We start from the raw sequence: 21,486 nt of genomic DNA, 5'->3' as shown, positions 1-21,486 counted from the left end.
CGGTCGGCGGTTCGAAGACGGAAGAACGGGAAGGGGCCGCCACAGCGCGGCCCCTTTCTCGTTTCGTAGCCTCAGAGCGCCTGCAGCGCCTGCGCGGGCTTGGCTCTGAGCAGCGGCAGCGAGCCTGCGAGGGCGAAGATCAGCACGACGGCCAGCCCGGCACCGAGCACCACCAGCATGGCACTCCAGTCGGGTAGCCAGTCGAATTCGAAGAGCTGCGTGATCACAAGCCAGGCGAGCGCGCTGCCGAGTGCGAAGGCGACCACGGCGAGGGCCGAGGCGAGCAGGCCGTATTCGACCAGTTGCATCACCAGTATCTGCCGGCGGCTCGCGCCGAGCACGCGCAGGATCACGGTGTCGTAAGTCCGCGCCGCGCGCGCGGCGGCGATCGCGCCGATCAGTACGGCGAGTCCCGCGAGCACCGCGACCGAGGCGGCGGCGAAAGTCGCCAACCCCACCTGGCCGAGGATCGTGCGCGCTTCCGTCAGGATCTGCCCGACCTCGATCACCGAACTCGACGGAAACTCCCGCACCAGTCGGCGCAGCAGGGGCCCTGTCGGCGCGCCTTCGGGCAAATCGACCGTCGCGGCGAGATTGTGCGGCGCGTCGGCGAGCACATTGGGGCTGAACACGAAGACGTAGTTGAAGCCCATGCTCTCCCAGTCGATCCGCCGCAGGTTGGCGACCCGCGCGGTGCGCTCCACGCCGAGCACGCCCACGGTGATGTAGTCTCCGACCTCGATACCGGCAGCGGCCGCCAGCTCCTCGTCGACCGAGACCAGGGGGTCACCGGCCCACATCGGGCCCCACCACTCGCCTTCGAGGATGGTGTTGCCCGGCGGCACGGCCTCCGCATAGGTCAGCCCGCGTTCGCCGCGCAGGCCCCAGGCGCCGTCGGGGATCTCCTCAAGGTCCGCTACGCGCGTCATGGCGTCTCTCGGCCCATAGGCGAGGACGGCGCCGCGCAGCGCGGGCACCGTGCGGATCTCCGCCTCCGGCTGGTCGTCGCGGATCAGCGCCTCGAACGCGGCGACGCGATCGCGCGGAATGTCGAGCACGAAATAGTCGGGCGCCTGCTGCGGCACGCGGCGTTCGATATTGCCGCCGATCGCGGTCTGGATGCCGGCCAGGAGCACGAAGGCCGAGAGGCCGAAGCCGAGCGCCGTCACCAAGGCGCCGGTGGAGGAGCCGGGCCGGTGGAGATTGGCAATCGCATTGCGCAGTAGCGGGCTCGCCGGGCGGGGCACCCGCGCCGCCGCGTATCGGATGCCATGCCCGAGCAAGGCCAGCAGCCCCAGCGTCGCCGCCGCGCCGAGCAGGAACAGCGCCGCCAGGTCGGGCTGGCGCGAGGTCAGCAGGACGAGCGCGACGATTCCCGCCAGCCCGCAGAGCACCCAACCCAGCGCGGTGCGGTCGCGCATCAGCGGCGCCACCCGGGCGCGCATCAGCGCCATGGCCGGAAAGCGGCGCGCGCGCAGCAGTGGCGTCGCGGCGAAGACCAGCGCCACCAGCAGGCCATAACCAGCCGCGAGCAGCAGCGCGCCCGGTGCGAAGACGAAGCCGCCCTCGACCGGCAGCAGGTCTTGCAGCGCGGCGGAGAGCAGGGGCGTGACCAGCAGCCCCGCGGCAAGCCCGAGCACGCTGCCGACCACCGCCGCGGCCGCGATCTGCAGCGCGTAGATGCGCGCGATGTCGCCGCTCGTCGCGCCGAGCACCTTGAGCGTAGCGATGCTGGTCCGCCGCGCTTCGAGATAGGACGTCACGCCGCCGCCGATGCCGATTCCGGCGATGACCAGCGCGGCGAGGCCGACTAGTGTGAGGAACTCGCCCATGCGCCCGACGAAGCGGTCCGCGCCCGGCGAGGCGCGGTCGCGCGTGCGGAAGTCGAAGCCGGCTTCGGGAAAGCGCTCCGTCAGCGCCTCTTCCACCGCTTCGGGATCCCGGTCGGGCTCGAAAGCGACCCGGTACTTGCTCTGATACATCGCGCCCGGCGCGATCAGGCCCGCGCGGTGGGGCAGGGCGACGTCGACGATCACCGTCGGACCCAGCTGAAAGCCTTCGGAGAGCCGATCGGGTTCATCGGCTATGACCCCCGCGGCGGTCAATTCCTGCGTGCCGATGCGGAAACGCTCGCCGATTTCGATCCCGAGCCGGTCGATAGCGCCCTGCGCGAGCCATGCCTCGCCCGGCGCGGGAGCGCCTATGGTGCGGCCGTCGGCCAGCGTCAGCGTGCCGTAGAGCGGCCATGCGGCGTCGACGGCCTTGAGTTCGACCGGCGCGGCGTTGTCGCCCGCGGTCGCCATGGCCTGCAGCCGCGTGCCGCCCGATATGCGGCCGTATTCCGCAAGCGCCGCCTTCTCTTCCGGCAGCAGGTCGCGCTGCCAGACTTCGATCTCGAGATCGCCCCCGAGCAGCACCTGCCCCCGGTCGGCCAGTTCGCCCTCGATCGCCCCGGTGAGCGTTCCGATCGCGGCCAGCGCCCCGGTGCCGAGAAACAGGCACACGAGCAGCAGCCGCAGTCCCCTGAACCGCGCATTGAGATCGCGCCGCGCGATCCGCCAGGCCGTGGACCAGGTCATTGCGCGGCCCGCGTCCCGAATGCGTTCTTCGAGACGCGGCTTCGAGACGCCGCTTCGCGGCTCCTCAGCCGCTCCTCAGGATGAGCGGGGTAGTTCACAATCCGCTCATCCTGAGGAGAGACTGAGCGAAGCGCCGCAGGCGCGAAGTCGAAGGCTCGTCTCGAAGGACAGGTCCGTCCGCCTGACGCCACCTCACCCACGGCGGTCGCTCGCGATGCGGCCGTCTTCGATCGTCACCACCCGGTCGCAGCGCTCCGCCAATTCCGGATCGTGCGTGATGACGAGCAGGGTCGCCCCGGTCTCGGCGCGGCGGGCGAAGAGAAGGTCGATGATGCCGTGTCCGGTCGCGACGTCGAGATTGCCGGTCGGCTCGTCGGCGAAGATGAGGCTGGGGCGAGGGGCCGTGGCGCGGGCGATGGCGACGCGCTGCTGCTCGCCGCCAGAAAGCTGGGTCGGGAAATGGTCGAGCCGGTGGCCGAGGCCGACCGCTTCGAGTTCGGCGCGTGCACGAGCCTGCACGTCGCTGTCGCCCGCAAGCTCCATCGGCGTCGCCACGTTCTCGAGCGCGGTCATGGTAGGGAGAAGGTGAAAGGCCTGGAGCACGATCCCGATGTGCCCGCGCCGGGCGAGGGCCAGCGCGTCCTCGTCCATCGCGGCGAAGTCCTGCCCCGCCACCGTCAGGCTTCCGCCGCTTGCCCGCTCCAGCCCGGAGAGGACCGCCATGAGCGAGCTCTTGCCCGAGCCGGACGGGCCGAGCAGCGCGAGGATTTCTCCCTGCGCAACGTCGAGGTCGACGCCGCGCAGGATGTCGACCGGAGCGCCCGTCTGGCCGAGAGTGAGGGTGAGGTTGCGCGCCGAAATCGCGAGAGAGGGGTTTGTCACAGCCCGGCGATGGCATAGGCAGGCGCCACGAACAAGGAGCCTTGCCGATGCGTCTCAGCCGTCTGTCGATTGTCGCCGCCCTTGCGCTGGCCGCCTGTGGCGGCGAAGCGCCGCAGCGCGAGCCCGCGCCTTCGGCAGAGCAGACGGCTGATGCGGTGCCCGTGACGGGGCCGCAACGGCACATCCTCGCCTTCGGCAACAGCCTCTTCGCCGGGTACAATCTCGCGAAAGAGGAGAGCTACCCTGCGCGCCTGGAGGCCGCGCTGCGGGCACAGGGGATCGACGCACAGATCGCCAATGCAGGCGTGTCCGGGGATACGACGGCCGCTGGACTTCAACGGCTTGCCTTCACGCTCGACTCTCAGGAAGAGACGCCCGATCTCGTGATCCTCGAACTGGGCGGCAACGATCTGCTCCGCGGCCTCTCGCCGGAGGAGACGAAGGCCAACCTCGCAAGCATGCTCGACATTCTCAAGCAGCGTGAGATTCCCGTCCTGCTGATGGGCATGCGCGCGCCGCCGAACTACGGGCCGGAGTTCCAGCAGGCGTTCGACGCCCTCTACCCCGCGCTGGCGGAGGAGTATGACGTGGAACTGGTGCCGTTCTTCCTCGAGGCGATCTACGACCAGCCGCAACTGATCCAGCCCGACCGGATCCATCCGACTGCGGAGGGGATCGAGACGCTGGTAAAGGCGACGGTGGAGGATGTGGCGGAGGTGCTGCCGGACGAGGAGACGCCGTAAATCCTGTCGTCCCGGCGGAACCTGGGATGACGGAGCCAGTGATGCCGCGTCAGGCAGCGCGGGCGACCGCTCCGGCGGAGACATCCCAGATCGCCGCTTCGGGCTGGATGTCCGCGAAGGGTGCGCGCTCGGTGCCCGTCAGCCACACTTGTGCGCCCCCTTTGCGCAGCCGCGCGAACAGGGCTTCGCGCCGGAGAGGGTCGAGATGTGCGGCGACTTCGTCGAGCAGCAGGAGGCCCGGCCGACCCTTGGCGGCCAGTTCGGCATGTGCGAGCGTGATTGCGATCAGCATCGCCTTCTGCTCGCCGGTCGAGCAGATCGCGGCAGGCGCGCCTTTGCCGGCCATGGTGACGTCGAGATCGTCGCGGTGCGGGCCGGTGAGCGTGCGCGCGGCCTGGCGATCGCGGCGGCGGCTCTCGCGCAGGGCGGAGGCGAGGTCCGCCTGATCGAGCGGGCCGCCTGCAGCAAAGGCGAGGGCGGGGCGGGCGAACGGCTCCTCCGGCAGCTCAGCCAGTGCCCCGGCGACCGCGGCAATCGTGCGCGCGCGGCCTTGAGCCAGCGCACTGCCGTGCTCGGCGAGGTGACGCTCGACCCCGTCGAGCCAGACCGGATCCGGCGGAGCGTCGTCGGACAGCAGGCGGTTACGCTCGCGCAAGGCGGCCTCGTAGCTGGCCGCGTGGCGGGCGTGCGCCGGTTCGAGCGCGAGCGTCATGCGGTCGACGAAGCGCCGGCGCCCGCCCGCGCTGTCTGCGAAAAGCCGGTCCATTGCCGGGGTCAGCCAGCTTACCGCGAGCCATTCGCCGAGGCTGGCGGCGCTCGCTTCTGCGCCGTTGACCTGCACCCGGCGCCGGTTTGGGCGGTCGGGCCGGGCAAAGGTGCCGAGCCGCACCGGCTCGCCGCCGCCAGCCTCGAGCGAGGCGCCGATCGCGAAGCCGCCCGCGCCGCCGCCGCGTGCCATCTCGGCAAGTGGCGCACGACGCAGGCCGCGGCCCGGAGCGAGGAGCGAGAGCGCCTCCAGCACATTGGTCTTGCCGGCGCCGTTCTCGCCCGTGAGCAGGTTGAACCGCGCGGTTCCCGACAGCTCGCTGAGCGCGTGATTGCGAAAGTCGGAGAGGGAGATCAGGTCGAGCGCCATCGAAGCGCGGGCGATAGCGGGGCGGCCTCGCCAAGACTATCGGATTCTCCGATCCCGACATGTGGTGAAATTTCCCAACCCTCGGCGATGAACGACTGGTGAACTTTCTGTGCAGGTTTAGGAAATGGCGGAATTCTGCCGTTTTCACAAACTGGCACGCCCTGTGCAAAGCATGAAATGTTCGCGGGATTGGCCCTCGAACAGCACAAGGAAGGGAAAGTTTCGATGCAATCGTTCAACGACATGAGCAACCGGGTCCTCGCCGCGGTTTCCGCTTTCGCCGTCTCGGCCGTGTTCTTCGCCGCCGCGATCGTCCCCGCCAGCCCCGCCGGCATCCTGGTATGACCGGGCCCGAGCGCAACCGCCCCGCTGTGGCGCCGGAGCGCAGCTTCCATCTCGACAAGCGGAATGGCAAGCTCTTCGGCGTCTGCAGCGGGATCGCCGACTACTTCGGGGTCAATGCCACCTGGGTCCGCGTCGGCTTCGTCGCCGGCACGCTGATCGGGTTTGGATCGCTGATCCTGGTCTACCTCGCGATCGCGCTGATCGCCGATTGACGGGTCCCCGCGGGGGCCCGTCAGTCCCTTATCCCGAAGTCCGTCATCCCAGCGAACGCTGGGATCGCTCTCCGGGGACTCCGAACGGGCTGGACCCGATCCCAGCTCTCGCTGGGATGATGCCAGGCCGGACGACGCCCCGAGCTACATCGCCGAAATACCGCCGTCGAGCTTGAGCTCCGCTCCGGTCATGAAGCGGCTTTCGTCGCTTGCCAGATAGACCACCGCGTTGGCGATATCGTCCGGTTCTCCGACGAACTTCAGCGGGATCTGCCGCGCCAGCTTCTCCAGCAACACGCCCTTTTCGAGATTGTGGTGCTGCGCCGTTCCGTCGAGGATCGGTGTGTCGACAAACGTCGGGTGCACCGAATTGCAGCGGATGCCCATGTTGTTCTTCGCGCAGTGCAGCGCGATCGACTTGGTCAGCATCCACACCGCCGCCTTGCTGGCGTTGTAGGCCAGCATCGTGTCGCTCGCGATCAAGCCGGCGATGCTCGAGATGTTGACGATCGAACCCGGCGCATGCTCGCGCATCAGCGGCAGAGCCTTCTGACAGCCGTGGAAGATCGAATCGACGTTGACCGCGAAACAGCGCTTCCAGTCCTCGAAGGCGCAAACCTCGATATTGCCGCCGACGCCGATCCCGGCGTTGTTGACCAGCACGTTGAGCCCGCCGAGGTGCTCGCGTGCAGCCTCGACCGCAGCGCTCCACTGATCCGGGTCGGTCACATCGTGCGCGATCGCGAAAGCCGTGCCGCTGCCGCAGCTCTCGTTTATCGCATCAGCCGTCTCTGCCGCGCCGCCACCGTTGATGTCAGTGCACAGCACGCGCGCGCCTTCTTCCGCCAGCCGCCGCGCGTGGGCCGCGCCGAGGCCCTGCGCGGCGCCCGTCACCAAGGCCAGCTTGCCCGCACACCTGCCCGCCATATCAATCCTCTTCGATGAAGTCGCTCGTCAGCAGCATGGCGATCCGCACGTCGACGCCGTGCCCCAGCGCGCGCCGTTCGGCAACGAACCGCGGCAGATCGGCGAAGGGCACGCGGTGGACGGTGATGTCCTCGCTGTCGGTGCCGCCGCCGTCGCCCACTTTGGTCAGGCCCCGGGCGCGCATCAGCGTGAAGCTCTCGCTGACCATGCCGGGGGACGAGAAGAACTCGCCGCAGCTCTCCATCCGCTCGGCGCGGTAGCCGGTTTCCTCCTCGAGCTCGCGCGTGGCGGCTGCTTCGGCCGCCTCGTCCTCCAGGCCCTCGTCATCGCCGATGAGTCCGGCGGGCAGTTCGAGGCAGATCTTGCCGAGCGGCACGCGGTATTGCTCGACCAGCAGCACGTGGCCGTCTTCGACGGCGAGGATCGCCGCGGCGCGAATGCCGCGTGCGCGGCCGACGTACTCCCAGCGGCCGCGCTTCTTGATAGTGAGGTACCTGCCCTGCCAGACGATCTGCTCGGGCGCGTCGTGATCGGCCGCCATCAGACTTCGATCAGCCGATCCGGCAGTTCGTTGATGTCGTCGTCGGCGCGCGGGAAATGGCCTGCAAGGACCTTGCCGACATCGCGCACGCCGGCGGCCATGCCTTCGGCCAGACGGCTCTGTTTGATCTCGACGAGCATGTCGGCCATCGCCTCGCCCCAGACGTCGGCCGGGACTTTCTCGGCGATCGGCTGGTCGGCGACGATTTCCGCACGGTGCTCACGCATGGAGAGATAGATCAGCACGCCCGTACGCCCGTGCGTGCGCCGCTCGGCCCCGACCTTGAACAGCTTCACGGCCCTGGCGTGCACCCGCGCGTCCTTCACCGGGCCGGGCACGAGCCAGAACTTGAGCGGCTGCCAGAGCTGGATCGCCCAGACGGCTGCGAACTTGATCAGGCCGAGCGCGGTGAGCATGCCGAACAGCTCCCCTGCGGTCCATTCGTGGGTCCAGCCGCCCATCAGCAAGTCGACCTTGTCGAGGAAGAAGTCCGGGAACAGCGCCACCACGCTCATAGCGGTGAACGCCGCGGCGATTGCCCACAGCAGTGCGATATCGTTGTAATCGTCGGACCGGTCGGCGAGAACGGTGACGATCTCGCCCGACGTTTCGAGCTCGGCAGCGGAGACCGCGTCGGTGACGATCCGGTGCTGGTCGGCTGTCAGATACTGCATCGCCTACCACCCCCCGGAGGCGCCGCCGCCCCCGAAACTGCCGCCGCCGCCGGAGAAGCCGCCGAACCCGCCTCCTCCACCGCCGAACCCACCGCCGCCGCCCCAGTCGTTGTTGGAAAGGCTGCTGGCTACGCCCCACAGGGCGATGGTGCCCAACGTGTCACTCATGCCGTCGCCACGATAGCGCCGCCTGCGGCCGCGGCCGAGCATCGGGAGGATGAAGGCGAAGAACATGAAGGCGATCCAGATCAGCGCGCCGAACGGGAAGCCGCCGTCGCTCTCGCGCGCCTGCTCCGCCTGTGCGGCGACTTGCGCCGCTTCCTCGGGCGGCAGTTCGAGCTGGTTGATGATCCGGTCCGCGGCTATCGCGATGCCACCCGAATAGTCGCCCTCGCGGAAGTAGGGCTTCATCGCTTCGATATATTCGAACGCTAGCCCATCGGGGATTACGCCTTCCAGGCCGTATCCGACCTCGATCCGCATCCGCTTCTCGTTGGGGGCAACGATGAGGATGATGCCGTCGTTGTTCTCCGCATCGCCCAGGCCCCAGGCGCGGCCCAAGCGGTATCCGTAATCGGCGATGTCGTATCCCTGGAGATCGGGGACGGTGGCGATCACGAACTGCCGCTGACTGCGCTGCTCGAACGCGTCGAGCTTCTGCGTCAGCGCCGCTTCGGTCGCGTCGTCGATCACGTTTGCCGCATCGACCACCGGCGCCGTTCCGCGCTCGGGAAACTCCTGCGCCGCGGCGGGCAAGGCAAGCCCCACCGCCGCGGCGAGGATCAGGAGCAGGCGAACCAGCTCGCGCATCGCGCCTGTCCGGCGGGCGATCAATTGTTCGCCGCGGCGGCGGGCTGTTCGGCGGTGTTGTCGTTGGCGCTGGCGCCCGGCCCGGACGCAGTGCCGCCGACGCCCATGTCGAGCGTTGGGGCGACTTCGGCACCCTCTGTCACGGACTCATAAGGCACCATCGGCTCGGCGCCATGGATGATGTTCGCGCCTATCGTGTCGGGGAAGGTGCGGATCGTGGTGTTATACTGGCGCACCGCCTCGTTGTAGTCGCGGATCGCAACGCGGATGCGGTTCTCCTGCCCTTCGATCTGGGTCATGAAGCGGCCGAAGTTCTCCTGGCTGCGCAGCTCGGGATAGCGCTCGACCGAAACGAGCAGGCGGCTCAGCGCCCCGCCGAGCGAATTCTGTGCCTGCTGGTACTGAGCCATTGCGGCGGGATCGGAGAGGTCGTCCCCGTCCACCTGGATTTCCGGCCGGGTGGCGGAGGCGCGAGCCTCGATCACCTGGTTGAGCGTCTCGCGCTCCTGCTCGGCGGAGGAGAGGACGATCTGCTGCAGGTTGGGGATGAGATTCGCACGTTCCTGGAACGCCGCCTCCACATCGGCCCACTTGGCCTTGGCATTCTCTTCGGCGGCGGGGACCGAGTTGATCCCACAGGCGGCCAAACCTAGCGACGCGAGTGCAACGAGCGAAAAACGGCGGACGGACTTCCAATTCATCGAAGGGCTCCCCTTGTGGAGGCGCATCGCGCCCCGCGAGCATCTGTATTGCGGAGATAGCACACCGATGGGGCTTTTCAAGCGGCGCGGCGGGCTTGGCAGCATGCGCCGATGATGTAAGAAACATTTATCTAGCCGGGGTTGGCAACGAGGAGGCGCACCGAACATGATAGCGGATTTCAAGGCGTTCATCGCCAAGGGCAACGTGATGGACCTGGCAGTGGCCGTGATTATCGGCGCGGCCTTCGGCAAGATCGTCACCTCGCTGACCGACGACGTGATCATGCCCATCGTCGGCTGGATTTTCGGCGGGGCGGACTTTTCGAACTATTTCATCCTGCTCAGCACGCCCGAAGGCTATACCGGATCGCCGAGCGATTACGCTGCGCTCAAGGAAGCGGGCGCCGCGATGATCGGCTATGGCTCGTTCGTCACCGCGGCGATCAACTTCCTGATCCTGGCGTTCATCATCTTCCTGCTCGTGCGCTACGCCAAGAAGGTGCTCGCCGAGTTCGAGAAGAAGCCGCCGGAGGAAAAGCCCGCCGGCCCGACCGAGCTCGACCTGCTCAAGGAAATCCGCGACGAACTGAAGAAGCGCGGCTGAGCGGTCGATTCCGTCCCGTCACCCCTGCGCCGCAGGGCCAACGGGTGGATCGCGGCGATCTTCGTCCACTTCACATTAATCCGCCAGCGCCTATATAGGTTTCGCCGGTTTCGGCCGGCTATGGCGATAAATTGCGGTGTGCAATAGGCACAACGGACCCGGGGGCAGTACCCGGCGGCTCCACCACCAAAGGCGTACGCCACGCCGTTGATGATGGGGCCGAACTAGGATCGACGTGTGTTGAAAAGCACTGTTTTCGCCCGGGCTGAGTAACCCGTTAAAGGCTCAAAACTCACAAGTGCCAACGATAACGAAGCACTTGCTCTCGCCGCGTAATGTGACGGCCTAACGGCCTGAATTTACAAAGCTAAGAGCACGGTTCGGACCGAACCGGGTAACAGAATCGGAAACCGGGGGCCCGGGGGAGCCTAGCAACAGAATCCCCCACCTGATTCCATCCCTGTCAGCCCCATCGTCCCAGCTTTCGCCGGGACGATGTCAGCGTGTGCGGGCGTCTGAGCGGGAGGCAGTTTCCGCGCGCTCCCGCTCATAGCGCAGGGCGTCGAGTATCTTCGCTCCGGCGAGGAATACCGCGCCCGTGCAGGCGAGGAACAGCAGCTTGCCGCCCCAGCCCGGGAACTGTTCGAGATACGCCGAACCGCGCGCCGTGGCGCCGAGTGCGAGCGCGTAGATGATCAGATAGGCCTCCGCCCGCGTCTTGATCGCGAACAACCGGCCGATCTTCCTGAGCATTCGCACCCTTTCGCTTACCGCGGGCGGCGTTCGGCGCCCCAACACGGCTAACAGGGTTGCGAGAGTAGGAGTTCCCGGTGCGCCGTCCAAGCGACCTAGAGGTCCGATAATCCGAGTGTTTCAAGAAGGGACGCGCGCGCCGAACGTACGTCGCGGGCCAGCGCGACGTTGCCGAGGTCGACGGGGTCGATCTGCTCGGGCCAGGTGGCTGCGATCACATCCTCTATCCGCTCCGCCGTGGCCTCGTCGAGGAGGAAGCGGGGGTCGACCGTCGCCGGGTCGGCGACCACCCGCAGGCGCAGACAGGCGGGGCCGCCTCCGTTGGCCATGGACTGACCCACGTCCACCGGAATGACCTGCCGAATCGGCCCGTTGCTCGCCAGCATCGCCTCGCACCAGCTCCAAACGACCCCGCTTTCACGGCACTCCTCCGGCACCAACAGCGCCATCTCGCCGGAAGGAAGCGTGAGAAGCTGCGCGTTGAACAGGTAGGTGCGGATGGCTTCCTCGAGGCTGACCGCGTTTGCCGGGACTTCGACCACTTCGAGCGCGGGGAACTTCGCCCGCATCGCCTTGCAGGCGCCGGCCTGGTCGGCGAAGGCCAGTTCATGGGTGAACAGCACCCGCTCGTTCGCGACCGCGACCACGTCGTTGTGAAACGCGCCCGCCTCGATCGCCGCGGGGTTCTGCTCGATGAAGACGGTCCGCTCGGGATCCAGGCCATGGAGGCGCGCGACCGCGCGGCTAGCCTGCTCGTGCTGGCGCGCGGGGAATTTTCCGCCCGGACGGCCGTACACGAACACTTCCACGCCCGGCGCATCGTGCCCTTCACAGAGCCGCATATGATTGGCCGCGCCCTCGTCGCCGAGGCTCGGCGGGATGGCGTCGTGAACCGCGAAGTGCGCCGTATCGGCAAAGGCGAGGTCGAGCTGACGCTTCGTGTCGCGCCACTCCTGCCCGCGGTGCAGCATGGTCGAGAGGTTGGCCGGCGTCAGATGGCATCGTCCGTCCGCCGTGTCGGGCGCGGGGCTGACGCTGGCCGCATTGGCGGTCCACATCGAGCTTGCCGACCACGCGGCGGCGAGCAGCGCGCGGTCCGCCGTCTCGTCCACCGCGAGACGCGCCAGCAGGCCGGCGTTCGGGCGGGGCAGGGGGAGGAGGAAGCCTTGCGCGAGCCCGCGCGCCATGTTGCCGCGCATCTTCGCCAGCCCCTGCAGCGCCGCGGCGCGCGGGTACGAGGGGCTACCTCTGTGACTTGCGCTGGCGATATTACCGAGGCTGAGGCCCGCGTAGTTGTGGCTTGGGCCGACGATACCGTCGAAGTTGATCTCGACGAGGGTCATGAAATGAATCCCATCACGCAATCACATAGAGGGGTAGGGCGCGCCTGTATCACCGCGCCACGCTCCACACCTCGTCGCCCGGGCCGACGCACAGCGCCTTGGCGGCTGTCTCGTCGATCGCCAGCGTCCCCTCAGGCGTGACTTCCCGCATGCCATAGGCCGAGCGGAAGCCGTCCAGCGCACCGGAGGCGATGATCGCGCGCTCGCCGTACTCGAGATCGCACCGCTCCACCCTGTGCCGCCGCGCCTCGGCGACGCTCTTCACCTGATCGGTGCGCGCGGTCATGGTTGGGCCGCCATCGAAGATGTCGACATAGCCTTCGCAAGCGAAGCCTTCGTTCTCCAGCATCTTCATCGCGGCCCGGCCGGAGGGATGCGGGAGTCCGATCACGCTGCGCGCGTCGTCGTCGAGCATCGCGACATAGACCGGGTGCTTGGGCATCAGGTCGGCGATGAACTGGTTGCCGTTGATCGCGTTGAAATAGTCGGCTTCCTGGAAGGTCATCCCGAAGAAGCGGCCCGCGACCCCGTCCCAGAACGGCGAGCCCCCGCGCTCGTCGATGATTCCGCGCAGTTCCGCGAGCACGCGATCGGCGAACCGCGCCCGATGCATCGCGATGAACAGATAGCGGCTGCGCGCAAGCAGCAAGCCGAGGCCGCCGGCGCGCTCGCCGGGGTGGAGGAACAGGCCGCCGACTTCGCTGCACCCCTCGAGGTCCGTCACGAGGCTGAGCAACTCGGCGCGCACCGTGCGGTTCAGTTCCTGCGAGTGCTGCGTCAGGGTGGTTAGCCGGTAGGAGTAGAACGGCCACTGCTGGCCGACCTGGGTGAAGAGCTGGCAAGTGCCGCGCACGTCGCCGGTATTGGTGTTCTCCAGCACGAGCACGAACTGATCGTCGCCGAGCGCGTCGTCGGTGCGCGCGAACGCCTTCGCCGCGCGGTCCAGCTTGGCGGAGAGCGCGTCGCGATCCGGCGGCAGGTTGGTGAACCCGCCGCCTGTAAGCTTTGCCATTTCGTAGATCGGCTCGAGGTCGTCGGTGCGCGCGGCGCGCAGGGCGAAGGTCAAATGGCGTCTCCGTAGGCGAGGTGGCGCAGCACGAGCGCGCTGAGCGCGGCGCGCTCGGCAAGCGACGCCACGATCATGAATTCGTCCGGCGAGTGGATCGCACCGCCGCGCACGCCCATGGTGTCGACCACGGGCACACCGGTGGCGGCGATATTGTTGCCGTCGCACACGCCGCCGGTCGATTTCCAGCCGATCTCCTGCCCGAGCGCGGCGCCGCAATCGCGCACCAGGTCGAACAGTTTTTGAGCGCGGCGGTCGACCGGTTTGGGCGGGCGGGTGATGCCGCCGTGACGGTGGATCGCGACTTCGTGCGCCTGCTGCACTTCGCCGATCAGCGCGGCGAGCCCTGCTTCGAATGTCTGGGCCGCGTCGGGGCTCTTGGGCCGGATATTGAACCGCAGCACGGCATGATCGGGCACCACATTGTTGGCCGATCCGCCCTCGATCTTCGCCGGGTTGATCGGGCATTCCGCCGTCTGGAGCCGCTTGAGACCCAGTACCAACGCTGCCGCGGCGACCACCGCGTTGCGCCCTTCCTCCGGGTTGCGCCCGGCGTGAGCCGAGCGGCCGGTGACAGTGAGCGAATAATTGCCGCTGCCCCCGCGGGCGTGCGCCAGCGTGCCGTCGGGCAGGGCGGAGGGCTCGTAGGTCAGCGCTGCGTACTTGCCGCGCGCCAGTTCCTCGATCAGCGGCGCGGAGGCGAGGGAGCCGGTCTCCTCGTCGGAATTGATCATCACGTCATAGCCGAGCTTCGCCGCATCGCCGCTCGCCTCGAACGCCGTGAGCGCGTGGAGGATCACCGCGATCCCGCCCTTCATGTCGGCGAGACCCGGGCCGTTCAGCGTATCCTCGTCGATCCAGCGCTGTTCCTGGAACGGGTGGTCGGCGGGGAACACGGTATCCATGTGCCCGGTCAGCAGCAGCCGCCGCTCGGCCTCGGGCCGGACGCGGAGCATGAGGTGTTGCCCGAACCGCCGCTCGACCTCACGCCCGTCGGCAGCGATCGCGGTAACGGGGGCGGGATCGACCAGCGCGATCTCGCCCGGCAGCGTGGAGAAGGCCTCCGCCAGCGCATCGGCCTGCCGTGCCAGCCCATCGAGATTGTCGGTGCCGGTGTTGATCGCGCTCCAGGCCTGCACCTGTTCCAGCATCGCCTGCTGGTCGATCGCCTCGAGAATGGCTGCGCTGTCGATTTCCGGTTTCATCCGCAACCGGCTCTAGCGGGGCTTTTGACGCGGCGAAACCCTCCCCTCCTCCTCAGAGGAAGGGAACCCGGCTTGCAATCGGACAGGTGCTTGGCCATAGCGCCTTTCGTCCTCCCCGGGATGCTGTCAGGAATGCGCGGAATCTTCCGCGCCCCAAGCATTGTGAGGACGAATGACCGAAATGATCGAACGGGCCGGATTGAAGGTCCACGCTGCCTTGGCGGACCTGCTGGAGCGCGAGGTTCTGCCCGTGCTCGGGCGCGATGTGGACGCGTTCTGGCGCGGATTCGCCGCGCTGCTGGCGGACCTTGCCCCGCGCAACCGGGCGTTGCTGGCGAAGCGCGAGGACCTGCAGGCAAAGATCGACGCCTGGCACCGGGAGCGGCGACAGCAGCCGCACGACGCGGCGGCCTATCGCAAATTCCTGGAGGAAATCGGCTATCTCGTCCCGGAGCCGAAACCGTTCACGATCGGGACCGCGAACGTCGACCCGGAGATAGCGACCATGGCCGGACCGCAGCTCGTCGTGCCGGTGCTCAACGCGCGCTTCCTGCTCAACGCGGCGAATGCGCGCTGGGGGAGCCTCTACGATGCCTTCTACGGCACCGATGTGCTCGATGCGCCGCCGGCGAAGCCGGGCGGTTACGATCCCGCGCGCGGTGCGGCGGTGGTGGCGCGGGTCCGTGCCTTTCTCGACGAGGCGGTGCCGCTTGCCCGAGGCAGTTGGGCCGATGTGACCAACCTCTCGGGCGACATCCCGCTCGCCGATCCCGCGCAGCTCGCGGGCCGGACAGAGCGCGGGCCGCTGCTGGTCGACAACGGGCTGCATATCGAGATCGTGGTCGATCGCGAGCATCCGGTGGGCAAGGACGATCCGGCGGGGATCGCCGACGTCGTGCTCGAATCCGCTCTGACGACGATCTGCGACTGCGAGGATTCGGTCGCGGCGGTCGATGGTGAGGACAAGGCCCTCGCCTATCGCAACTGGCTCGGCGTGATCCGGGGCGATTTGGAGGAAAGCTTCGAGAAAGGCGGGCGGCAACGGACCCGCAGGCTGGCGCCCGACAAGCGCTACACCGCGCCTGACGGCAGCGAGCGGAGCCTGCCGGGCCGAAGCTTGCTGTTCGTGCGCAACGTCGGTCACCTGATGACCACTCCGGCCGTCCGCCTGGCGAGCAGCGCCGAGGCGCCCGAAGGCGTGATCGATGCGGTGTTCACCTCGGCGATCGGTGCGCTCGACGTCGAAGGCCATGCGACTTGCCGCAACAGCGCCGCCGGCAGCATCTACATCGTCAAGCCGAAGATGCATGGGCCGGAAGAATGCGCCTTCACCGACAACCTGTTCGACCGCGTGGAGGACCTGCTCGGCCTGCCGCGCCACACCATCAAGGTCGGTGTGATGGACGAGGAGCGGCGCACCAGTGCCAATCTCGCCGCCTGCATCCACGCGGTGAAAGATCGGATCGCGTTCATCAACACCGGCTTCCTCGACCGCACGGGGGACGAGATCCACACCTCGATGCAGGCCGGGCCGATGATCCGCAAAGGCGCGATGAAATCGAGTGCATGGCTCGACGCTTACGAGAAGCGCAACGTCGCGATCGGGCTCGCCAGCGGGCTGTCGGGCAAGGCCCAGATCGGCAAGGGCATGTGGGCCGCGCCCGACATGATGGCGGACATGATGGAGCAGAAGATCGGCCACCTGAAGGCCGGCGCCAACACCGCCTGGGTGCCGAGCCCGACCGCCGCGACGCTCCATGCGCTGCACTACCACCGGCTCGACGTGTTCGCAGTGCAGCAGGGGCTGGGCGAGGCGCCGGAGCTGGATGTCTTGCTGACGATCCCGCTGGCCGAGGGCACCAACTGGTCCGAGGATGAGGTGCGCGAGGAGCTCGACAATAACGCGCAGGGCCTGCTCGGCTACGTCGTGCGCTGGATCGACCAGGGCGTCGGCTGCTCCAAGGTGCCCGACATCCACGACGTCGGCCTGATGGAGGACCGCGCGACGCTGCGGATCTCCAGCCAGCACATGGCCAACTGGCTGCTCCACGGCGTCTGCACGCGGGAGCAGGTCATGGACAGTCTGCGCCGCATGGCCGCCAAGGTCGACGAGCAAAACGCAGGCGACCCGGCTTACACGCCGCTCGCCGGCAACGAGGACGGTCCGGCCTTCCGCGCCGCCTGCGACCTCGTGTTCAAGGGCGCCGAGCAGCCGAGCGGTTACACCGAACCGCTCCTCCACGAATGGCGCGCGACGGCAAAGCGGGGGTAGCTTTGATCGCATGTATTTGTCCCACGCCTCTTCCGGATGCGCGGACGACGACGAGTGCGGCCCAATTTACCTATGTTTAAGGCTCGCGGCGCGCGGCCCTGCACGGGCTGCCGCATCGGTTCATCGTAAGATGCGCCCGGATTAACCGCGCCATACCCAAGGTCGCCTGCAGCGTTCATCCGCCCGAAAGGATAACCCGAACAGCCGGGGCATCCGCGGTGTCGAACCCGGCGTGCATGCGCCGCGTGACATGCTGCGAGAAGAGGGGGGTCTCGACAGCCGGACACGCAGGGGCCGGCTGATGTAGATCAAGGAGTAACGTAATGAGTTTCAGTTCCAAAAGGCCGAAGGGCCTCTTCCTGCTAGCGATGCTTTCAGTGTCGGCTTCGGGCAGCGTTTATGCGCAGCAGCAGGAGGCGCCGGAGGGTGAGTACGTAACCACCGTCTACGGTTCGCTTCCGGCCGATCTGACCGGACTGCCCGAAGGGCCCGAGATCGAAGGCATCATCTCCGCCCGCGAGGGTGACAAGGTACAGGTCACCGGCGCCGACGGCACTGCCACGGTTATCGCGGTGGGCCAGGCAACCGAGATCAAGTCCACCGGTGGCTTCCTGGGCCTTGACCGCGACAAGCTCGCCGCCGACGCGCTGCTCAACGGTCTGCCGGTTTCGGTCGAAACCGTGGAATGGGGCGGGGGTCTGATTGCGAGCAAGATCGACCTCAAGAACAAGGATCTCCGCACCGCGTCGATGATCCGCAATGGCACCGCCCAGGGCTTTGCCGAACAGACCGCGGCGACCGAAGCGCTGCGCGGCCGCATGGGTGACATCGACAAGTACAACCTCAAGGGCACGACGAACGTGCACTTCGACGTCGGCAAGGCCGTGCTGTCCGAACAGGCGAAGGCCGATCTCTGCGCTACCGCGGCCCAGGCCGACGCGACTGAGAACGCCCTGATGCTCGTCGTCGGCTACACCGATTCGACCGGTAGCCAGGAGTTCAACCAGGAGCTCAGCGAGAAGCGGGCCAGCCGCGTCGTCAACTACCTGCAGCAGGCCTGCGGCTGGGCGCCGTATCGCATGCTGACCCCCACCGGGATGGCGGAGGCCGACCCGCTGGCGGACAACACGACGCCCGATGGCAAGGCGCAGAACCGCCGCGTCGCGGTGAACATCCTCGTCAGCAAGAGCGTGGAGGGCCTGTGAGCTGCACCGGGGCGGGCTCGGCCCGCCCCGCGATGATCGGCATACATTGAAGCGCCCCGCCGGCGGACATGCAGAAATGTCCACAGGCGGGGCGTAGCCGTCACGACAGTTCCCGCGCCACTGCCACGAATTCCTCCACACTCAGCGTCTCCGCCCGCCGCTGCGGGTCGATGCCGAGCCCCTCCAGTGCCTCCAGCGCGCCGGGCACGCCCTTGAGGCTCTGGCGGAGCATCTTTCTTCGCTGTCCGAATGCCGCCTCGGTGACGCGCTCGAGCACCCGCGCAGAGACCCCGCCAGGCATCGCAGCCGGCTCGAGATGGACGATCGCGCTCATTACCTTGGGCGGCGGGGTGAAGGCGCTGCGGTGGACTTTCATCGCAAGCCGCGCGGTCGAGCGCCACTGGGCGAGCACCGCCAGCCGGCCATAGGCGCCGGTGCCCGGCTGGGCGACGATTCGCTGGGCCACTTCCTGCTGAAACATCAGCGTGAGGCTGGTCCATTGCGGCGGCCACGTGTTCTCGTGTCCCCTCGGCCCGCCGAGCCAGCGCACGAACAGCGCAGTGCCGACGTTGTAGGGCAGATTGGCGACGACGGCGTAAGGCTCCCCCATCGTCGCGTCGTGATCGAGCTTCATCGCATCGCACTCGATCACGCGCAGGCGGGCGGGGAAGGCGGCTTCGAGCTCGGCGAGGGCGGGGAGGCACCGGCGATCCATCTCGATCGCCGTGACTCGGGCGCCGGCCTTGAGCAGCGCGCGCGTCAGACCGCCGGGGCCGGGGCCGATCTCGAGCACCGCCCGGTCGTGGAGGTCGGCGGGAACGGCGGCGATGCGGTCGAGCAGCTGGGCGTCGAACAGGAAGTTCTGCCCCAGTGCCTTGGATGCGCTGAGCCCGTGTTTCGCGATCACTTCACGTAGAGGTGGGAGGTCGGTCATCTTCCGCGTCCCCTAGACCGTTCGTCCGGAGCTTGTCGAAGGGGATTCGATCTGACGAGGGCGTCAACAAGTGATCCCAGCGCTCACAGGTTCCGATCGGCCGCCCGCCGCGCCGCGCATTCGCCGGCCATGCGGATCGCGGCGATGGTGGCGCCGGGATCGGCGAGACCCTTGCCGGCGATGTCGAAGGCGGTGCCGTGGTCGGGGCTGGTGCGGACGATCGGCAGGCCGAGCGTGACGTTCACCCCATTGTCGAAGTCCAGCGCCTTCAAGGGGATCAGCGCCTGGTCGTGATACATCGCCAGTGCCACGTCGAAGCGGGCGCGGCCGCGCGGGGTGAACAGCGCGTCGGCCGGGTGCGGGCCGGTGGCGTCGATCCCTTCCTCGCGCAGCGCGGCGACCGCGGGAGCGATGATCCGCATCTCCTCGCCGCCAAACTTGCCGTCCTCGCCCGCATGGGGGTTGAGGCCGGCAATGGCCAACCGGGGGCGAACGAGGCCGAAATCGCGCTCGAGCGCGGCGGCGACCACGCGCGCGCGGCGGACGATGAGGTCGCGGGTGAGCAGGCCCGGCACCTCGGCCAACGCGACGTGGACGGTCAGCGGAACGGTGCGGAGCTGCGGCCCAACGAGCATCATCACGGCGTCCTGCGCCGCCACGCCGCAGGCGGCCGCAACATATTCGGTCTGCCCCGGATGCGCGAAGCCTACCTCGGCGAGCCGCGCTTTCGCGATCGGTCCGGTGACAACGGCAGCGGCGGAATGCGAGACGGCGAGCCGCGTGGCTGCGTCCAGCGAGGCGAGGGCGAGCCGTGCGCCGTCGCGGCTGGGCATTCCGGGTGCCCAGTCCCCGTCATCCTCGCCGAGAATCGGCAGCGCGCGGGGGAATACCGCCGCGGCCTCCTGCGGATCGGCGATGGTCTCTATCGGCAGATCGATCTCGCGCGAAGCGGCCGCTGCGCGCAGCAGGCTCGCGCCGCCGGCCACCAGGAATACCGGTAGCCGCTCCGCGTCGCGCCGCGCCCAGGCCTCGGCAATCAGCTCGGGCCCGATACCCGCCGGATCACCCAAGGAAGCGACCAAGGGCGAAAGCGCGAGCGGCGCGTGCGTCAATTGTACTCTATGTAGGCGTCGTTGCGCAGGTCGCGCAGATAGCGCTGGGCGCGCTTGGCGATGCGGTCGTCCTCGATCTGGTTCATGATCCGGTCGAAGTTCGGCCCGCCATCGGTCTGCGGATCGTCGCGCCCGCAGAGCAGCAGCACGCGCACGCCGTCCTCCAGCGAGCCGAAGGGCGGGGTCGCCTGACCCACCTGCAGGCCGAGGATGGTCGGCTGCAATTGCTCGGGAAGCTGCGCGACGCGCATGCCGTCGTTCGTCACCACTTCGGCGCCGATCTCCGACGCGACGCGTTCGGCATCGCCGCATCCGCGCATGCTCTGGATCGCGGTGTTGAACTGCTCGACCCGGGCGGCCGCCTGCGCTTCGGTCGTGCTCGGCGCGAAGGAGATCGAAATCTGCTTGAGGCTGAGAATTGCATTGCGCGGATCGGCCATGCCGACCTGACGCCGGTCGATCAGATAGACGATCTCGAAGCCGCCGGGAATTTCGAAGGGGCCGACGAGCTGGCCCGGCTCCATGTCCCGCGCGACCGTGGCCATTTCGGCAGGTAGCGTGTCGAGCCGGACGAAGCCGAGGTCGCCGCCCGCCGCGGCGGTCGAGGCCTCGGAGAACTGCCGCGCATAGACCGAGAAGTCGGCGCCCCGCTGAAGCTGCTCGACGATGCGCTGGGCGTTCTGGAGCACGGCCTCGCGGTTTGCCGGCGTGGCGGACAGGAAGATCTCGCCGATGCGGTATTCGACCGTGCCGCGATCCGCTTCCATGCGAGCGAGCACGTCCGTCACTTCCTCGCGCGAGACGTTGATGAAGGGCGCGACGTTGCGGCTGAGGAGGCGCTGCCAGGCGATCTCGGCGCGGAGCTGGCGCTTGAGCGAAGCGGGCGAGGAGCCCATCGCGATCAGCGCCTGGTTCATCCCCTCGATACTCTGGCCGTTACGCTGGGCGATTTCGGCATACTGCGCCTCGACCTCCTGCTCGGTGACCGGCATCTCCTGCGCGGTCGCGGCCTGGATCTGGAGCGTCTCGTCGATCAGGTTGCGAAGGATCTGCATGCGCGCAGCCTGGAGCTGCTCGGGCGTGAGCTCGTTTCCGCTCGCGCCGAGAAGCAGGGCCACCCGCTGCTCGATATCGGTGCCGGTGATCACCGAGCCGTTAACCACCGCGGTTGCCGTGCGAACGTTGGGATCGCCTTCACCCAGCAGCGCGACGTCGTCTGGGATGTTGAGCGGGTTGGCGGCCTGCGCCTGCAGCGCGACCGGCCCCCCTGCGAGACCCAACGCGGCGATGCCCGCGAGCAGCTTGGAAAACTTGTATTCGATCACCTGCAAATCCCATTTCCGGCGCTATCCACGGCGCCCGCTGTCGCTTGCGGCGCATTGGCCGGCGACGGCTTAACCGAAGCTGAGTGAGGCGCGGATAGCGTACTTGCGCCGCGCTGCC

General features: G+C 68.0%; 21 protein-coding genes and 1 other RNA gene. 7 read left to right on the top strand and 15 right to left on the bottom strand.

The features are described from left to right. Positions 1-71: 71 nt before the first annotated feature. Both AC3A5N_RS01805 and AC3A5N_RS01800 read right to left on the bottom strand, forming a co-directional pair. Entirely contained in the window at positions 72-2,579 is a 2,508-nt protein-coding gene (locus AC3A5N_RS01805) for an ABC transporter permease (protein WP_487735599.1), read from the bottom strand. 192 nt (positions 2,580-2,771) lie between these two features. Continuing rightward, entirely contained in the window at positions 2,772-3,461 is a 690-nt protein-coding gene (locus tag AC3A5N_RS01800) for an ATP-binding cassette domain-containing protein (protein ID WP_203109956.1), read from the bottom strand. Positions 3,462-3,508: 47 nt separating this feature from the next. On the opposite strand from AC3A5N_RS01800, the gene AC3A5N_RS01795 reads away from it, so the two are divergent. After that, the gene (locus tag AC3A5N_RS01795; protein WP_487735598.1) at positions 3,509-4,204 is read left to right on the top strand and encodes an arylesterase; all 696 of its coding nucleotides are present in this window, start codon (positions 3,509-3,511) and stop codon (positions 4,202-4,204) included. Positions 4,205-4,253: 49 nt separating this feature from the next. On the opposite strand, the gene recF is transcribed toward AC3A5N_RS01795, so the two are convergent. Continuing rightward, positions 4,254-5,339 (bottom strand): DNA replication/repair protein RecF, encoded by a 1,086-nt coding sequence (gene recF, locus AC3A5N_RS01790; RefSeq protein ID WP_487735597.1) that lies wholly within the window; start codon positions 5,337-5,339, stop codon positions 4,254-4,256. Between the two features lie 225 nt (positions 5,340-5,564). On the opposite strand from recF, the gene AC3A5N_RS01785 reads away from it, so the two are divergent. Both AC3A5N_RS01785 and AC3A5N_RS01780 read left to right on the top strand, forming a co-directional pair. Next, positions 5,565-5,684: a recombination protein F gene (locus AC3A5N_RS01785; RefSeq protein ID WP_194956659.1), complete on the top strand. Its 120-nt coding sequence runs from the start codon at positions 5,565-5,567 to the stop codon at positions 5,682-5,684. Further along, complete coding sequence (locus tag AC3A5N_RS01780) at positions 5,681-5,896, top strand: PspC domain-containing protein (protein WP_487735596.1); 216 nt, start codon at positions 5,681-5,683, stop codon at positions 5,894-5,896. The genes AC3A5N_RS01785 and AC3A5N_RS01780 overlap by 4 nt, the downstream gene beginning before the upstream one ends. A 144-nt stretch (positions 5,897-6,040) precedes the next feature. Here the strand turns inward: AC3A5N_RS01780 and AC3A5N_RS01775 are convergent, their stop codons facing one another. Genes AC3A5N_RS01775 through AC3A5N_RS01755 form a run of 5 tightly spaced genes read right to left on the bottom strand, consistent with a single transcriptional unit; the run spans position 6,041 to position 9,549 of the window. Continuing rightward, positions 6,041-6,823 carry an SDR family oxidoreductase gene (locus AC3A5N_RS01775; RefSeq protein WP_487735595.1) on the bottom strand — a complete coding sequence of 261 codons (783 nt, stop codon included), beginning with the start codon at positions 6,821-6,823 and terminating at the stop codon, positions 6,041-6,043. 1 nt (position 6,824) lies between these two features. Beyond that, positions 6,825-7,364 carry an NUDIX hydrolase gene (locus AC3A5N_RS01770; protein WP_487735594.1) on the bottom strand — a complete coding sequence of 180 codons (540 nt, stop codon included), beginning with the start codon at positions 7,362-7,364 and terminating at the stop codon, positions 6,825-6,827. Then, positions 7,364-8,038 (bottom strand): TPM domain-containing protein, encoded by a 675-nt coding sequence (locus AC3A5N_RS01765; protein WP_487735593.1) that lies wholly within the window; start codon positions 8,036-8,038, stop codon positions 7,364-7,366. The genes AC3A5N_RS01770 and AC3A5N_RS01765 overlap by 1 nt, the downstream gene beginning before the upstream one ends. 3 nt (positions 8,039-8,041) lie before the next feature. Continuing rightward, positions 8,042-8,848, bottom strand: coding sequence for a TPM domain-containing protein (locus tag AC3A5N_RS01760; RefSeq protein WP_487735592.1), 807 nt, complete (start codon positions 8,846-8,848; stop codon positions 8,042-8,044). A 20-nt stretch (positions 8,849-8,868) separates the two neighbouring features. After that, entirely contained in the window at positions 8,869-9,549 is a 681-nt protein-coding gene (locus AC3A5N_RS01755) for a LemA family protein (RefSeq protein WP_487735591.1), read from the bottom strand. A gap of 166 nt (positions 9,550-9,715) precedes the next feature. On the opposite strand from AC3A5N_RS01755, the gene mscL reads away from it, so the two are divergent. Together mscL and ssrA are read left to right on the top strand one after the other, a co-directional pair. Then, positions 9,716-10,153: a large conductance mechanosensitive channel protein MscL gene (mscL, locus tag AC3A5N_RS01750; RefSeq protein ID WP_487735590.1), complete on the top strand. Its 438-nt coding sequence runs from the start codon at positions 9,716-9,718 to the stop codon at positions 10,151-10,153. 65 nt (positions 10,154-10,218) lie between these two features. Continuing rightward, positions 10,219-10,565: a transfer-messenger RNA gene (gene ssrA, locus AC3A5N_RS01745) on the top strand. An 86-nt stretch (positions 10,566-10,651) separates the two neighbouring features. Here the strand turns inward: ssrA and AC3A5N_RS01740 are convergent. The 4 genes from AC3A5N_RS01740 to AC3A5N_RS01725 form a co-directional block, all read right to left on the bottom strand. Next, positions 10,652-10,906 carry a hypothetical protein gene (locus AC3A5N_RS01740; protein WP_487735589.1) on the bottom strand — a complete coding sequence of 85 codons (255 nt, stop codon included), beginning with the start codon at positions 10,904-10,906 and terminating at the stop codon, positions 10,652-10,654. A gap of 95 nt (positions 10,907-11,001) precedes the next feature. Beyond that, entirely contained in the window at positions 11,002-12,249 is a 1,248-nt protein-coding gene (locus tag AC3A5N_RS01735; protein ID WP_487735588.1) for an N-succinylarginine dihydrolase, read from the bottom strand. A gap of 49 nt (positions 12,250-12,298) precedes the next feature. Beyond that, complete coding sequence (locus AC3A5N_RS01730) at positions 12,299-13,315, bottom strand: arginine N-succinyltransferase (protein WP_487735587.1); 1,017 nt, start codon at positions 13,313-13,315, stop codon at positions 12,299-12,301. Further along, complete coding sequence (locus AC3A5N_RS01725; RefSeq protein ID WP_487735586.1) at positions 13,312-14,520, bottom strand: hydrolase; 1,209 nt, start codon at positions 14,518-14,520, stop codon at positions 13,312-13,314. Before AC3A5N_RS01725 ends, AC3A5N_RS01730 begins: the two co-directional genes overlap by 4 nt. A gap of 172 nt (positions 14,521-14,692) precedes the next feature. On the opposite strand from AC3A5N_RS01725, the gene AC3A5N_RS01720 reads away from it, so the two are divergent. Then, complete coding sequence (locus tag AC3A5N_RS01720; protein ID WP_487735585.1) at positions 14,693-16,792, top strand: malate synthase G; 2,100 nt, start codon at positions 14,693-14,695, stop codon at positions 16,790-16,792. A 323-nt stretch (positions 16,793-17,115) separates the two neighbouring features. Then, on the top strand, positions 17,116-17,997 hold the full coding sequence (locus AC3A5N_RS01715) for an OmpA family protein (protein ID WP_487735584.1): 882 nt from the start codon (positions 17,116-17,118) through the stop codon (positions 17,995-17,997). A gap of 100 nt (positions 17,998-18,097) precedes the next feature. On the opposite strand, the gene rsmA is transcribed toward AC3A5N_RS01715, so the two are convergent. From rsmA to AC3A5N_RS01700, 3 genes are all read right to left on the bottom strand, one after another. Further along, positions 18,098-18,931: a 16S rRNA (adenine(1518)-N(6)/adenine(1519)-N(6))-dimethyltransferase RsmA gene (gene rsmA, locus AC3A5N_RS01710; RefSeq protein ID WP_487735583.1), complete on the bottom strand. Its 834-nt coding sequence runs from the start codon at positions 18,929-18,931 to the stop codon at positions 18,098-18,100. A gap of 83 nt (positions 18,932-19,014) precedes the next feature. After that, on the bottom strand, positions 19,015-20,043 hold the full coding sequence (pdxA, locus tag AC3A5N_RS01705; protein WP_487735582.1) for a 4-hydroxythreonine-4-phosphate dehydrogenase PdxA: 1,029 nt from the start codon (positions 20,041-20,043) through the stop codon (positions 19,015-19,017). Further along, positions 20,040-21,368, bottom strand: a complete 1,329-nt coding sequence (locus tag AC3A5N_RS01700) for a peptidylprolyl isomerase (protein ID WP_487735581.1) — start codon at positions 21,366-21,368, stop codon at positions 20,040-20,042. The genes pdxA and AC3A5N_RS01700 overlap by 4 nt, the downstream gene beginning before the upstream one ends. Between the last annotated feature and the right edge of the window lie 118 nt (positions 21,369-21,486).

This window comes from Pelagerythrobacter sp. Soil_C_18, assembly GCF_057657235.1.
Note: the sequence above shows the minus strand (reverse complement) of the source record. Positions and strands in the feature narration are given on the sequence as shown.